Source organism: Streptomyces argenteolus, from assembly GCF_042902585.1.
GTDB lineage: Bacteria > Actinomycetota > Actinomycetes > Streptomycetales > Streptomycetaceae > Streptomyces > Streptomyces argenteolus.
In genome coordinates, this window is the sequence record NZ_JBIBEG010000001.1 from 256,255 (window position 1) to 270,606 (window position 14,352).

The 14,352-nt window shown below is 71.3% G+C and carries 11 protein-coding genes; 4 read left to right on the forward strand and 7 right to left on the reverse strand.

The genetic code is table 11. The features are described from left to right. Window positions 1-32: 32 nt before the first annotated feature. Window positions 33-2,324, forward strand: coding sequence for an exo-beta-d-1,3/1,6-glucosidase (locus ACFY8O_RS01140; protein WP_145802886.1), 2,292 nt, complete (start codon window positions 33-35; stop codon window positions 2,322-2,324). Here ACFY8O_RS01140 and ACFY8O_RS01145 read toward each other — a convergent pair. After that, a complete protein-coding gene (locus tag ACFY8O_RS01145; RefSeq protein ID WP_387899506.1) occupies window positions 2,308-3,180 on the reverse strand; it encodes a helix-turn-helix transcriptional regulator in 873 nt (290 codons plus the stop codon). The genes ACFY8O_RS01140 and ACFY8O_RS01145 overlap by 17 nt on opposite strands. A 161-nt stretch (window positions 3,181-3,341) precedes the next feature. On the opposite strand from ACFY8O_RS01145, the gene ACFY8O_RS01150 reads away from it, so the two are divergent. Beyond that, window positions 3,342-4,205 carry an NAD-dependent epimerase/dehydratase family protein gene (locus ACFY8O_RS01150; RefSeq protein ID WP_387897644.1) on the forward strand — a complete coding sequence of 288 codons (864 nt, stop codon included), beginning with the start codon at window positions 3,342-3,344 and terminating at the stop codon, window positions 4,203-4,205. Window positions 4,206-4,307: 102 nt separating this feature from the next. On the opposite strand, the gene pruA is transcribed toward ACFY8O_RS01150, so the two are convergent. Together pruA and ACFY8O_RS01160 are read right to left on the reverse strand one after the other, a co-directional pair. Next, on the reverse strand, window positions 4,308-5,939 hold the full coding sequence (gene pruA / locus ACFY8O_RS01155; RefSeq protein ID WP_145802890.1) for an L-glutamate gamma-semialdehyde dehydrogenase: 1,632 nt from the start codon (window positions 5,937-5,939) through the stop codon (window positions 4,308-4,310). A 105-nt stretch (window positions 5,940-6,044) separates the two neighbouring features. After that, the gene (locus tag ACFY8O_RS01160) at window positions 6,045-6,971 is read right to left on the reverse strand and encodes a proline dehydrogenase family protein (RefSeq protein ID WP_387897647.1); all 927 of its coding nucleotides are present in this window, start codon (window positions 6,969-6,971) and stop codon (window positions 6,045-6,047) included. Window positions 6,972-7,148: 177 nt separating this feature from the next. On the opposite strand from ACFY8O_RS01160, the gene ACFY8O_RS01165 reads away from it, so the two are divergent. Beyond that, entirely contained in the window at window positions 7,149-8,303 is a 1,155-nt protein-coding gene (locus ACFY8O_RS01165; protein ID WP_387897650.1) for a PucR family transcriptional regulator, read from the forward strand. A 76-nt stretch (window positions 8,304-8,379) separates the two neighbouring features. After that, window positions 8,380-8,670: a hypothetical protein gene (locus ACFY8O_RS01170; protein WP_387897653.1), complete on the forward strand. Its 291-nt coding sequence runs from the start codon at window positions 8,380-8,382 to the stop codon at window positions 8,668-8,670. A gap of 141 nt (window positions 8,671-8,811) precedes the next feature. Here the strand turns inward: ACFY8O_RS01170 and serA are convergent, their stop codons facing one another. From serA to ACFY8O_RS01190, 4 genes are all read right to left on the reverse strand, one after another. Then, complete coding sequence (gene serA / locus ACFY8O_RS01175; protein WP_145802897.1) at window positions 8,812-10,404, reverse strand: phosphoglycerate dehydrogenase; 1,593 nt, start codon at window positions 10,402-10,404, stop codon at window positions 8,812-8,814. 301 nt (window positions 10,405-10,705) lie between these two features. Further along, window positions 10,706-11,707: a ketol-acid reductoisomerase gene (gene ilvC, locus ACFY8O_RS01180; RefSeq protein WP_145802899.1), complete on the reverse strand. Its 1,002-nt coding sequence runs from the start codon at window positions 11,705-11,707 to the stop codon at window positions 10,706-10,708. Between the two features lie 104 nt (window positions 11,708-11,811). Continuing rightward, entirely contained in the window at window positions 11,812-12,339 is a 528-nt protein-coding gene (ilvN, locus tag ACFY8O_RS01185) for an acetolactate synthase small subunit (RefSeq protein WP_014153920.1), read from the reverse strand. 22 nt (window positions 12,340-12,361) lie between these two features. Further along, window positions 12,362-14,218, reverse strand: coding sequence for an acetolactate synthase large subunit (locus tag ACFY8O_RS01190; RefSeq protein WP_145802901.1), 1,857 nt, complete (start codon window positions 14,216-14,218; stop codon window positions 12,362-12,364). Window positions 14,219-14,352 lie beyond the last annotated feature (134 nt).

Below are 14,352 nucleotides of genomic sequence, written 5' to 3' on the forward strand. Positions count from 1 at the left end.
TGAAGGCGAACCGTGTCGCGAAAGGACCCCCCGTGGCCCCCTCCCTGCCGTATCTCGACCCCACGCTGTCCGTCACCGAGCGAGTCGGCGACCTGCTCGGCCGCATGACCCTGGCCGAGAAGACCGGCCAGATGCTCCAGCTCAACGCCAAGGACGGGGTACGCCACCTCATCGAGGACCTGCACGCGGGCTCGATCCTGCACGCCTCCCCCGAACGCGTACGGGAGGCGGCGGCGCTGACCGAGCGGACCCGGCTGCGCATCCCGCTGCTGGTGGCGGAGGACTGCATCCACGGCCACTCCTTCTGGGAGGGGGCCACGATCTATCCCACGCAGCTGGGGCTGGCCGCCACCTGGGACGCCGGGCTCGTGGAGCGCGTGGGCCGGGCCACCGCCGTCGAGGTCGCGGCGACGGGCGTGCACTGGACGTTCTCCCCGGTGCTGTGCATCACCCGTGACCTGCGCTGGGGCCGGGTCAGCGAGACCTTCGGCGAGGACCCCTTCCTGATCGGGGAGCTCGCCTCGGCGATGGTGCGCGGCTACCAGGGCGAGGGCCTCTCCGACCCGACGGCGGTCCTCGCCTGCGCCAAGCACTTCGCGGGCTACTCCGAGACGCAGGGCGGCCGTGACGCCAGCGAGGCGGACATCTCCCGCCGCAAACTCCGCTCGTGGTTCCTGCCCCCGTTCGAGCGCGTGGCCCGGGAGGGCTGCCGTACGTTCATGCTCGGCTACCAGTCGATGGACGGCGTGCCGATCACCGTGAACGACTGGCTGCTGAACGAGGTGCTGCGCGGCGAGTGGGGTTACACCGGCACGCTGGTCACGGACTGGGACAACGTCGGCCGCATGGTGTGGGAGCAGAAGGTCTACGCCGACCACACCCAGGCAGCCGCCGCGGCCGTCCGCGCGGGCAACGACATGGTGATGACCACCCCGCAGTTCTTCGAGGGCGCCCAGAACGCCGTCGCCGAAGGCGCCCTGGACGAGGCGGAGATCGACGCTGCCGTACGGCGCGTCCTCACCCTGAAGTTCGAGCTCGGCCTCTTCGAGAACCCCCGCCACCCGGACGCCGCCCGGCAGGCCGCGGTCATCGGCAGCGCCGGTCACACGGAGCTGAATCTTGAGGCCGCGCGCCGTTCCCTGGTGCTGCTCACCAACGACGGCACCCTCCCGCTGGCGGGCGGCCTGGTGCCGGGGCCGGACGGGCGCGCCCTCGCCGGAACCGGGGCGGTTGCCCGCACGGTCGCCGTCGTCGGGCCCAACGCCGACGACGCCCAGACCCAGCTGGGCGACTGGGCGGGTTCCTCCGGCCAGGCGGACTGGCTGCCGGACGGCCACCCGCGCCACATGATCCGCACCGTGCTCGACGGCTTCCGCGCACACGTGCCGGCCGACTGGACCGTCACGTACGCACGGGGGGCGCAGATCCTCTCCGTGGGGCCCGACCCGGAGGGCGCCTTCTTCCCGGACGGGCAGCCCCGCCCCGAGGTCGTCGTGCCCGCCGAGCCGTCCGCCGACCTGATCGGTGAGGCGGTCGCCGCCGCCGAGGCCGCCGACCACGTCGTCGCCGTGGTGGGCGACCGTATCGAGCTGATCGGCGAGGGGCGTTCGACGGCGACCCTGGAACTCGTGGGGGACCAGGTCGCGTTGCTCGACGCGCTCGCTGCGACCGGCAAGCCGCTCGTCGTCGTGGTCATCAGTTCCAAGCCGCTGGTGCTGCCGCCGTCCGCCCACCGCGCGGCGGCGATCGTGCACGCCTTCAACCCGGGCATGCAGGGCGGCAGGGCGGTGGCCGAACTGCTGCTGGGCCTCGTCGAGCCCTCGGGCCGGCTGCCGGTCTCCTTCGCCCGGCACGCGGGCCAGCAGCCCACGTACTACAACCAGGTCCGGGGCCAGCACGGCTCCCGGTACGCCGACCTGACCCAGCGTCCGGCCTTCGTGTTCGGCGAGGGCCTGAGCTACACGACCGTCGCCTACTCCGGTCTGGAGGTGCTCACCGCCTGCGTCGGCGAGAGCGACACGCTGCGGGCGCGTGTCACCGTCCACAACACGGGCGCACGGCCCGCCGTGGAGACGGTGCAGATGTACGTCAGCGACAGCGTGACGTCCGTGACCTGGGCGGAGAAGGAGCTGAAGGGCTACCGGCAGATCACGCTCGCCCCGGGCGAGCGGCGCGAGGTGCTGCTCGAACTGCCGGTCGCCGACTGCACCCTGGTGGACGCGGCGGGGCGTCGCGTGGTGGAGCCGGGCGCCTTCGAACTGCTCGTCGGCCCGTCCTCACGCGACGACGCCCTCCTGCGGGCGGGCTTCACCGTGAAGGGCTGAGGCCACGCGGGGCGTCCGGGCCACCGGTCGCCCCGAGGTCCTGCAGCCCGATCACGGCCAGCAGCCGCAGCCGCTCGTACGATTCGCTGCCCGGTTCGGCGGTGTGGATGACCAGGCGCTGCCCGCAGTCGGCGGTCAGCAGCACTTCGCAGCCGAGCTCCAGCAGGCCGACGGCGGGGTGCAGGAACCGCTTGCGCTCGGCCCGCCGCATCGCCACCCGGTGCTCGGCCCACAGCGCCGCGAACTCCTCGCTGGCCTCCCGCAGCTCGGCGACCAGTGCCGCGAGGTGCCGGTCGCCGGGCCGGGAGGCGGACACCGCCCGCAGCTGGGCGACGTGGACGAGGGACTGGGCGGCGTGGTCCTGCGGCAGGTGGAACCTCCGGGCGGCGGGGTCGGTGAACCAGCCGCGGATGACGTTGTGCCCCGGCTCGGTCTCCCCGGTGAGCGCGGTCGCCAGGGCGTTCTGCGCGAGCAGCTCGCCCCGGTCGCTGTAGACGTGGGCGGGGGCGTCGTGCAGCCGGTCGAGAACCATCAGCAACGCGGGGCGCACGTGCTGGGCGGGGCCGTCGCCCGAGCGGGGCGGTTCCTCCCCCGCCAGGTGGAACAGGTGGTCGCGCTCGTCCTGCGTGAGCCGCAGGGCCCTGGCCAGCGCGGCGAGCATCTGCCGGGAGGGCCGGGAGCCCCGCCCCTGCTCCAGGCGCGTGTAGTGGTCCACCGACGCGCCCGTCAGCATGGCCGCCTCCTCCCGCCGCAGGCCCGGGGTACGCCGCCGGGGGCCGGCCGTCAGCCCGACGGTCGCGGGGTCGAGACGGGTACGGCAACGGCGCAGGAAGTCGGCGAGTTCGGCACGGTCCAGGTCCATCGCCCCAGCATGGCCCGGTACCGCCCGCCGCTCCAGAGCTGATCCAGGGACCGCCGGTCCCTGGATCAGCCCGTCCCTCCCGCGACGACGCGGACGCCCTCACGCTGGGGGCGGCACGGGGCCGGAGCGGTCCCGGCGTGGAGAAAGGACGGGCGATGCGCATTCTGGTGACGGGCGCGACGGGCGAGGTCGGACGGCGGTTCGTACCGAGGCTGCTCCGGCGGGCCTCCTCCCGCGACACGGTGCGGGTCGTCGTGCGGGACGAACGGCGGGCGGGTGCGTTGGCCGCCCTGGGCGCGGAGGTCGTCACCGGTGATCTGCGGGACGCCACCGCCGTGGACGGCGCGCTGAAGGGCGCCGACGCGGTCGTGAACATCGCGGCGGCCTTCCGGGGTGTCCCGGACGAGGAGATGTGGTCGGTCAACCGCGACGCCGCCGTCGCTCTGGGCCGGGCCGCCCTTCGGGCCGGCACGGCCAGGTTCGTGCAGGTGAGCACCAACCTCGCGTACGGGGCGGGACGCGGCAGACCGCTGACGGAGGACGACCCGACGGTGCCCGGCGGACAGCTGTGGGGCGCGTACGCGCAGTCGAAGGCAGGGGCCGACGAGGGCCTGCTCGCACTGCACCGCGCACACGGCCTGGACGTGCGGACCGCCGTCCTGCCGTTCGTGTACGGGGAGGGCGACCCGCACCTCGCGGAGGCGATGGGCCGGGCGGGCGGCTGGGCGGCGACGCAGCGCCTGGCGACGGTGCACCACGCGGACGTGGCGCAGGGGCTGCTGCGCCTGCTGTACGCGAGCGAGGCGGCGGGCCGCCGCTACAACGTCGGCGACGACGCCCCGGTGACGGCGGTGGACCTGCACCGGATCCACGGGGTGCCGGTCCCCCCGGACCTGGCCGGCCGCACCGACCCCGATCCCTGGTACGGACAGATGTCGACCCTTCGGATCAGGGACGAGCTGGGCTTCCGGCCCCTGTATCCGTCGGTGTGGACGGCCCGGGACGCGGGCGCGCTCTGAGAGGCGGGGCCGGGAATGGAAACCGCCTCCCGGCAGGCGGGGGGAGCCGGCCGGGAGGCGGAGTGCGGGGAGGGGCGCCCGCGCGACGGGCGCCCCTGGGCGTCAGCCCTGGTGGGGGTAGGTGTACTCGGTCGGCGGGACCAGCGTCTCCTTGATGGCGCGGGTCAGCGTCCAGCGCTGCAGGTTCTGCGGGGCGCCCGCCTTGTCGTTGGTGCCGGAGCCCCGGCCGCCGCCGAAGGGCTGCTGACCGACGACCGCACCGGTCGACTTGTCGTTGATGTAGAAGTTGCCCGCGGCGTAGCGGAGCTTGTCCATCGTGTACGCGGCGGCGGCGCGGTCGCCCGCGATGACGGATCCGGTCAGGGCGTAGTCGCTGACCGACTCCATCTGCTCCAGCATCGCGTCGTACTTCTCGTCCTCGTAGACGTGCACGGCGAGGATCGGGCCGAAGTACTCGGTCGTGAACACCTCGTTGGCCGGGTCGTCGCAGACGATGACCGTCGGGCGGACGAAGTAGCCGACGGAGTCGTCGTACGTGCCGCCGGCGATGACCGTGCACGTCGGGTCGGCCTTGGCGCGGTCGATCGCGGCCTTGTTCTTGGCGAAGGAACGCGCGTCGATGACGGCGCCCATGAAGTGCGACAGGTCGGTGACGTCACCCATGGTGATGCCGTCGACCTCGGCCGCGAACTCCTCCTTGAACCCGGAGTTCCAGATGGAGGCCGGGATGTACGCGCGCGAGGACGCGGAGCACTTCTGGCCCTGGTACTCGAAGGAGCCGCGGGTCAGCGCGGTCTTCAGGACGGCGCGGTCGGCGCTCGGGTGCGCGACGACGAAGTCCTTGCCACCGGTCTCGCCGACGAGCCGCGGGTAGGTGCGGTAGTTGGCGATGTTGTTGCCGACCGTCTTCCACAGGTGCTGGAAGGTGGGCGTCGAGCCGGTGAAGTGGATGGCGGCCAGGTCGCGGTGGTTCAGCGCCACTTCGGAGACGGCGATGCCGTCGCCGGTGACCAGGTTGATGACACCCTTGGGCAGCCCGGCCTCCTCCAGGAGCCGCATCAGCAGCACGGCGGCGTGGGTCTGCGTCGGGGACGGCTTCCACACCACGACGTTGCCCATGAGCGCGGGCGCGGTGGGAAGGTTGGCCGCGATGGCGGAGAAGTTGAACGGCGTGATCGCGTAGACGAAGCCCTCCAGCGGGCGGTGGTCCATGCGGTTCCACACGCCGGGGGAGTTGGCCGGCGGCTGCTCGGCGAGGATCTGGCGCGCGTAGTGCACGTTGAAGCGCCAGAAGTCGACGAGCTCACAGGGGCAGTCGATCTCGGCCTGCTGGGCGGTCTTGCCCTGGCCCAGCATCGTGGAGGCGGCGAGGGTCTCGCGCCAGGGGCCGGAAAGCAGCTCGGCCGCGCGCAGGATGATCGCGGCGCGGTCGTCGAAGGACATCGCACGCCAGGCCGGGGCGGCGGCGAGGGCGGCGTCGATCGCGTCCTGCGCGTCGGCCTCGGTGGCGGCGGCGCCGGTGCCGATGACGGACTTGTGGTTGTGCGGCTGCACGACGTCGAAGCGCGCGCCGCCACCCATCCGCTTCTCGCCGCCGATGGTCATCGGCAGCTCGATGGGGTTCTCGGCGAGCTCCTTGAGCTTCGCCTCCAGACGGGCACGCTCCGCGGTGCCGGGGGCGTAGGAGTGGACCGGCTCGTTGACCGGCGCGGGGACCTGGGTGACAGCGTCCATGGGTGCCTTGTCTCCTTGGTTGAGGTGGGTGGTCGGCCGGGCAGGTCAGCCCTGGTTCAGCCGGGGGTGCGGTCCTCGGTCCGGACCTCGGTCCCGCTCGGTGGCTCAGCCCTTGGTGAGGACGGACCGGCCGAAGAACAGCAGGTTGGCCGGCTTCTCCGCGAGGCGGCGCATGAAGTATCCGTACCAGTCGGTGCCGTACGCCGTGTAGACGCGCATCCGGTGGCCCTCGGCCGCGAGCCGGACGTGCTCCTCGCTGCGGATGCCGTACAGCATCTGGAACTCGTACTCGTCCAGTTTGCGCCCGGCCTGGCGCGCGAGCTCCTGGCCGATGGCGATGAGACGGGGATCGTGAGAGCCGATCATGGGGTAGCCCTCGCCCTGCATCAGCGTCCTGAGGATGCGGACGTACGCCTTGTCGATCTCCGGCTTGTTCTGGTACGCGACGGAGGCGGGCTCCTTGTAGGCGCCCTTCACCAGGCGGACCCGGCTGCCCGCGGCGGCCAGGCGGCGGGCGTCGGCCTCGGTGCGGAACAGGTAGGACTGGATCACGCAGCCGGTCTGCGGGAAGTCCTTCCGCAGCTCCTCGTGGATGGCGAACATCGAGTCGAGGGTGGTGTGGTCCTCGGCGTCCAGGGTGACCGTGGTGCCGATCGCGTCGGCGGCCTCGACGACGGGGCGGACGTTGGCCAGGGCGAGCTCGTGGCCGCCCTCCAGCGCTTGGCCGAACATCGACAGCTTGACGGACATCTCGGCGCGGGTACCGAGACCGAGCTCCTTCAGGCGCCCGACGAGCTCCAGGTAGGCGTCACGCGCGGCGGCGGCCTGCTCGGGGGTGGTGATGTCCTCACCCACGACGTCCAGGGTGACCTCGAGGCCCTTGCCTGCGGCGTCCTGGATGACCGGCACGACCTGGTCGACGGTCTCACCGGCGATGAAGCGGTCGACGACCTGCTTGGTGCCCGGCGCGGCCGAGATGAAACGACGCATCTTGTCGCTGCGTGACGCGGCGAGAATCACGGGACCCAGCACGGGGCACCTCCACGGAGTACGAACGAGGCCGGACCGGGACGGATGTGAACGGACCGGGACGGCACGGAGAACCGCTGTGAAATCTAGGTACCCCCGCAATCCCGTGCCATCGACAGCTGTCACGCATCCGTGCACCGGATCTCAGACATTTGTCTGAAGGGGTGCGAGAATGGCGAGGTGAAGGGCGATTACCAGGAGCTGGTCGACGAGATCTCCGCGCTGCTCAGCGCCCCCGCGACCCTGGAGAACCGCGATTTCGGCCTCGTCGCCTTCGGTGCCCACGACAGCGACGACGACACGGCCATGGACCCCGTCCGTACGCGTTCGATCCTCACCCGGCGCTCCACCCCCGCGGTCCGCTCCTGGTTCGAGGGCTTCGGCATCACCCGCGCGACGGGCCCGGTCCGCATCCCGGCCGCCCCCGAGGCGGGCGTGTTCCGGGACCGCATCTGCCTGCCGGTACGCCATCGGGGTGTCGTCCTGGGCTACGTGTGGCTGCTGGACGCCGACCCGGGGCCGACCGAGGGACAGCTGGCGGCGGCGATGGACGTCGCGGCCCGGATCGGCGCCCTGCTGGCCGACGAGGAGCGGGCCGGAACGGACCTCTCGCGGGAATTCGGCGCGGTGCTCGTCGCCGGGCGCGGCTGGCAGCGGGACATGGCGGTGGCCGCGCTGCGCGAGGCGCTCGGCGCCGACGCGGACGGACTGCACACGGTGGTGTGTGTGACCCCGTGGCAGGGCGAGACCCCCTCCGTGCGCACGGTGCCCTCGGCCGCCGCCCTCGCCACGGTGCCGGGGGCGGACGGCCAGGCCCTGGCCGGCCTGGTCCGGCTGCGCTCCCCCGAGGCGCTCGACCCGGCGACGACCGCGGCCGAACGGCTGCGCGGCGCGGCCGGGGGCGCCGCCACCGGCGGCTTCGCCACCGCCCGCCGGGGCCTCGCCGAGCTGGCAGCCTCCTGGCACGAGGCCCTGTCCGCCGCCCGCGCCGCCGCCGCCGAATCCCGCCACGGCCCGGTCGCCGGCTGGTCGGCCATCGGCCCGTACCGTCTGCTGGCCTCACTGCCGCACGGCCAGGACGCCGCCCCGGACCAGGCCGTCGGGCCCCTGCTGTCCCCACCCCACACCGAACTGGCCCGGACCGCCGAGGTGTTCCTCGACCGCGCGGGCCAGGCGAGCCGTACGGCCACCGAGCTGGGCATCCACCGCCAGACCCTCTACTACCGGCTCGCCCGGGTCCAGCAGCTCACGGGCCTGGACCTCAACGACGGCGAGGACCGGCTGCTGCTGCACATGGCGCTGAAGCAGGCCCGTCTGCGGGCACGCACCGGATGAGTACGCCACGGACGCTGCGGGCACGCACCGGATGAGTACGCCACGGACGCCCGACTGAGTACGGTGAACCGGCCGTATGAGCGACGACATCCGGACGCCCGTCCCCCTCGCGGCGCACGGCCCGGCCGGGTCGCGGTGGTGGGCGAGCCCCTTGGCGGGCACCCTGGCGGCGCCGGCACCGGCCGTCGTCGTCTCCTCGGCGGACAACGCCTTCGCCGGCAGGACGTTCCTCCTGACCGGCGGCACGGTCCTCGCCTACGCGCTGATCCTGCCGAGCCGGTTCCCGGGCGGACACCGGCCCGGCGCCACCGGCGGACCGGACTCGTCGTGTCCGGCTGCGCGCTCGCCCTCTGCTTCCCCGCACTGATCTCCACGCTCGGCTGCGCCCTCTTCCTCGTCGCGCTCCTCACCGGGCAGGTGGGCGGCTGAGAGGTGGCGCCCGAAACGGCCCGCGCCCGGGCGCAGATCGGAATCTGCGCCCGGGCGCGGGCTGTCGCACGCGTGCGGATCAGTCGGTGAGGTTCACCGAGCGGGCCGACGTAGCACCGATCTCCTCGGCGATCTCGGTGAGGACCGACTGCGGGATGGTGTCGTCGACGGTGAGGACGACCAGCGCCTCGCCGCCCGCGTCCTGCCGCGAGACCTGCATGCCGGCGATGTTCAGCCCGGCCTCGCCGAGGATCTTGCCGACCGCGCCGACGACGCCGGGACGGTCCTCGTACCGCAGGACGACCATGTGGTCGGCGAGCGCCAGGTCCACGTCGTGCTCACCGATCGCGACGATCTTCTGGAGGTGCTTGGGACCGGCCAGCGTGCCGGAGACCGCGACCTCCTCGCCGCTCGACAGCGTGCCGCGGACCGTGACCACGTTACGGTGGTCGGGCGACTCGGAGCTGGTGGTGAGACGGACCTCGACACCGCGCTCCTGCGCGAAGAGCGGGGCGTTGACGTAGCTGACGGTCTCGTCGACGACGTCCTCGAAGACACCCTTGAGCGCGGAGAGCTCCAGCACCTTCACGTCGTGCTGGGTGATCTCGCCGTACACCTCGACGTCGAGACGGGCCGCGACCTCGCCCGCGAGCGCGGTGAAGATCCGGCCGAGCTTCTCGGCGAGCGGCAGACCGGGGCGCACGTCCTCGGCGATGACGCCGCCCTGGACGTTGACCGCGTCGGGCACGAGCTCACCGGCGAGGGCGAGACGGACGGACTTGGCGACCGCGATGCCCGCCTTCTCCTGCGCCTCGTCGGTGGAGGCACCGAGGTGAGGGGTGCAGACGACCTGGTCGAACTGGAAGAGCGGGGAGTCCGTGCAGGGCTCCTTGGTGTACACGTCCAGACCGGCGCCGGCGACCCGGCCCTCCTTCAGGGCGGAGGCGAGCGCGTCCTCGTCGACGATGCCACCGCGCGCGGCGTTGACGATGCGCACCGAGGGCTTCACCTTGTGCAGCGCCTCGTCGCCGATCAGGCCGAGCGTCTCGGGGGTCTTGGGGAGGTGCACGGTGATGAAGTCGGAGACCTCGAGCAGCTCGTCCAGCGTGAGGAGCTTGACGCCCATCTGCGCGGCGCGCGCGGGCTGCACGTAGGGGTCGTACGCGACGATCTTCATGCCGAACGCGGACATGCGCTGGGCGACCAGCACGCCGATGCGGCCGAGTCCGACAACGCCGAGGGTCTTCTCGCTGAGCTCGACACCCGTGTACTTGGAGCGCTTCCACTCGCCGTTCTTCAGAGCGGTGTTGGCCTGCGGGATGTTGCGCGCGGTGGCGACGAGCAGGCCGCAGGCCAGCTCCGCGGCGGTGACGATGTTGGAGGTCGGCGCGTTGACGACCATCACACCGGCCTTGGTGGCCGCGGAGACGTCGACGTTGTCCAGACCGACGCCGGCCCGGGCCACGACCTTGAGCTGCTTCGCGGCGGCGATGGCCTCGGCGTCGACCTTGGTCGCGGAGCGCACCAGGATCGCGTCGACGTCGGCGATCGCGGGGAGCAGCTCGGCGCGGTCCGCGCCGTTGCAGTGCCGGATCTCGAAATCCGGACCCAGAGCGTCGACCGTGGCGGGCGACAGCTCTTCGGCGATGAGTACGACAGGTTTCGAGCTCACGTGAGTCCTCACAAGTCCAGTGCGGACGGCCGTCCCGACGGCCGCAGGCGGTGGAGGGGCTAGCCGCGTGGAAGACGCACGACACTGTGGGCCCTGACGCGTGTATGTGTTGGTGAGAGTGTAGTCATGCGGCCGGGCACATACTGCGCCCCGGTGGAAGGATCACCCGCACGGGGTGGACGGTCTGTACAGGCGTACGGCCGCGCTTCGCTGCCACCCACCTCTCCCCGCAGTGACACGGGAGTGAGGCCGGCCTGGTGCCGGGGGGCGGGCCCGTGCGGACCCGCCCCCCGGCGAGAACTCAGGCGTCCTCGTTGTCGACCCAGCTCATGAGCTTGCGGAGCTCCTTGCCGGTGGTCTCCAGCAGGGACTCGCTGTCGGCCTTCTTGTACTCGTTGTACTTGGGCAGGCCGTTGTGGTACTCGGCCATCCAGTTCTTGGCGAAGGTGCCGTCCTGGATCTCGGCGAGGACCTTCTTCATCTCGGCCTTGGTGGCGTCCGTGATGATGCGCGGGCCGGTGACGTAGTCGCCCCACTCGGCGGTCTCCGAGATGGACCAGCGCATCTTCTCCAGGCCGCCCTCGTACATGAGGTCCACGATGAGCTTCAGCTCGTGGAGGCACTCGAAGTACGCGATCTCCGGCTGGTAGCCGGCCTCGGTCAGGGTCTCGAAACCGGCCTTGACCAGGGCGGCGGTGCCACCGCAGAGGACGGCCTGCTCACCGAACAGGTCGGTCTCGGTCTCCTCGGTGAAGGTCGTCTTGATGACGCCGGCGCGGGTGCCGCCGATGCCCTTCGCGTAGGAGAGCGCGAGCTCCAGGCCCTTGCCCGAGGCGTCCTGCTCGACGGCCACGATGCACGGGACGCCGCGGCCCTCCTCGTACTGGCGGCGGACGAGGTGGCCCGGGCCCTTGGGGGCGACCATGCAGACGTCGACGTTGGCCGGCGGCTTGATGAAGTCGAAGCGGATGTTCAGGCCGTGGCCGAAGAACAGCGCGTCGCCGTCCTTGAGGTTGTCCTTGACGGACTCCTCGTAGACCTGGGCCTGGATCGGGTCCGGGACGAGGATCATGATGACGTCGGCCTCGGCGGCGGCCTCGGACGGGGTCACCACGCGCAGGCCCTGCTCCTCGGCCTTGGCCTTGGACTTCGAACCCTCGTGCAGACCGACACGGACGTCGACACCCGAGTCACGCAGCGACAGCGCGTGGGCGTGGCCCTGGCTGCCGTAGCCGAGAACCGCGACCTTGCGGCCCTGGATGATGGACAGGTCGGCATCGTCGTCGTAGAACAGCTCGGCCACTGGGTCTTCTCCTTGGTGTGCAGGTGTTGCGTCCCACCGTACGGCGGGGTGCGTGGGGTACGTTGCCGGGTCTCGCCATACGAGCGGCGAGGAGTCCCGGAGGGTTACGCCGTACGGTCGAGAGCGCGCAGGGAACGGTCGGTGATCGAGCGCGCGCCGCGCCCTATGGCGATGGTGCCGGACTGGACGAGCTCCTTGATGCCGAACTGCTCCAGCATCTTGAGCATGGCCTCCAGCTTGTCGGCCCCTCCGGTCGCCTCGATCGTGACGGCCTCCGGGGAGACGTCCACGGTCTTGGCGCGGAACAGCTGGACGATCTCGACGATCTGGGAGCGGGTCTCGTTGTCTGCGCGGACCTTCACCAGGACGAGCTCCCGCTGGATCGCTGCGGTCGGCTCGAGTTCGACGATCTTCAGGACGTTGACCAGCTTGTTGAGCTGCTTGGTCACCTGCTCCAGGGGCAGGCCCTCGACGTTCACGACAATGGTGATGCGTGAGATGTCGGGATGTTCGGTGGTACCGACCGCGAGCGAGTCGATGTTGAAGCCGCGCCGGGAGAACAGGGCCGTGATCCGGGCGAGGACACCCGGCTTGTTCTCGACCAGGACGGAGAGCGTGTGCTTGGTGGACATGGAGTCGGTCTCTCTCTGTCTCTCAGTCGTCTTCGTTGTCGCCGAAGTCGGGGCGGACGCCACGCGCTGCCATGACCTCGTCGTTGGAGGTGCCTGCGGCGACCATCGGCCACACCATGGCGTCCTCGTGGACGATGAAGTCGATGACGACCGGGCGGTCGTTGATCGCGTTGGCCTCGGCGATGACCTTGTCGAGGTCGGCCGGGTCCTCGCAGCGGATCGCGTAGCAGCCCATGGCCTCGGACAGCTTGACGAAGTCCGGGACGCGGGTGCCCTTGGCGGCGTTGCCGTCCGCGTCGGGGCCCGAGTGCAGCACGGTGTTGGAGTACCGCTGGTTGTAGAACAGGGTCTGCCACTGGCGGACCATCCCGAGCGCGCCGTTGTTGATGATGGCGACCTTGATCGGGATGTTGTTGAGCGCGCAGGTGGTGAGTTCCTGGTTGGTCATCTGGAAGCAGCCGTCGCCGTCGATCGCCCAGACCGCCCGCTCGGGCATGCCCGCCTTGGCGCCCATGGCGGCCGGGACGGCGTAGCCCATGGTTCCGGCGCCGCCCGAGTTGAGCCAGGTCGCGGGCTTCTCGTACTGGATGAAGTGCGAGGCCCACATCTGGTGCTGGCCGACGCCCGCGGTGAAGATGGTCCCTTCGGGGGCCAGCTCGCCGATGCGCTCGATGACCTGCTGCGGCGAGAGGCTGCCGTCCTCGGGCAGGTCGTAGCCGACCGGGTAGGTCTCGCGCCAGCGGTTGAGGTCCTTCCACCAGGCGCTGTAGTCGCCCGTGTTGCCCTCGGTGTGCTCGGCCTGGACCGCCTGGACGAGGTCGGCGATGACCTCGCGGGCGTCACCGACGATCGGGACGTCGGCGGCGCGGTTCTTGCCGATCTCCGCCGGGTCGATGTCGGCGTGGACGATCTTGGCGTACGGCGCGAAGCTGTCCAGCTTGCCGGTCACGCGGTCGTCGAACCTGGCCCCGAGCGCGACGATCAGGTCGGCCTTCTGCAGCGCGGTGACGGCGGTGACCGAACCGTGCATGCCGGGCATTCCCACGTGCTGCGGGTGGCTGTCGGGGAAGGAGCCGAGCGCCATCAACGTGGTGGTGACGGGCGCTCCGGTGAGCTCTGCCAGGACCTTCAGCTCGGCGGTGGCACCGGCCTTGATGACGCCGCCGCCGACGTACAGCACCGGGCGCTGGGCCTGGGTGATGAGCTTGGCGGCCTCACGGATCTGCTTGGCGTGCGGCTTGGTGACCGGGCGGTAGCCGGGCAGGTCCATCGACGGCGGCCAGCTGAAGGTGGTCTTCGACTGCAGCGCGTCCTTGGCGATGTCGACGAGGACCGGTCCCGGGCGGCCGGTGGAGGCGATGTGGAAGGCCTCGGCGATCGTGTGCGCGATGTCCTCGGCGCGGGTGACCAGGAAGTTGTGCTTGGTGATCGGCATCGTGATGCCGCAGATGTCGGCTTCCTGGAAGGCGTCCGTACCGATGGCGGCGGAGGCCACCTGGCCGGTGATCGCGACCAGCGGCACCGAGTCCATGGCCGCGTCGGCGATCGGGGTGACCAGGTTCGTGGCACCGGGGCCCGAGGTGACCATGCAGACACCCACCTTGCCGGTGGCCTGCGCGTATCCGGTGGCGGCGTGGCCGGCGCCCTGCTCGTGGCGGACCAGGATGTGGCGGACCCGGGTGGAGTCCATCAGCGGGTCGTACGCCGGGAGAATGCAGCCGCCGGGGAGTCCGAATACGGTGTCGGCCCCGACTTCCTCGAGAGAACGGATGAGGGACTGCGCGCCCGTGAGGTGCTCAACGGAGGCGGAGGACGGTCCGCCGTTACGGGCCCGCGGCTGCGGGTGCTGGGCCCCGGTGGCCTGCTCGGTCATCGGCATTCTCTTCTCGAAGCTGAGGGTTTATGCGGTGTGTTTGTGGGGTTTTGAGAGGTCCCGGTGCAACAAAAAACCCCTCGTGCCGTGAGGCAAGCGAGGGGAGCGCGCCGGTGCGGTCTGCAAGGTGTCCATGAGTG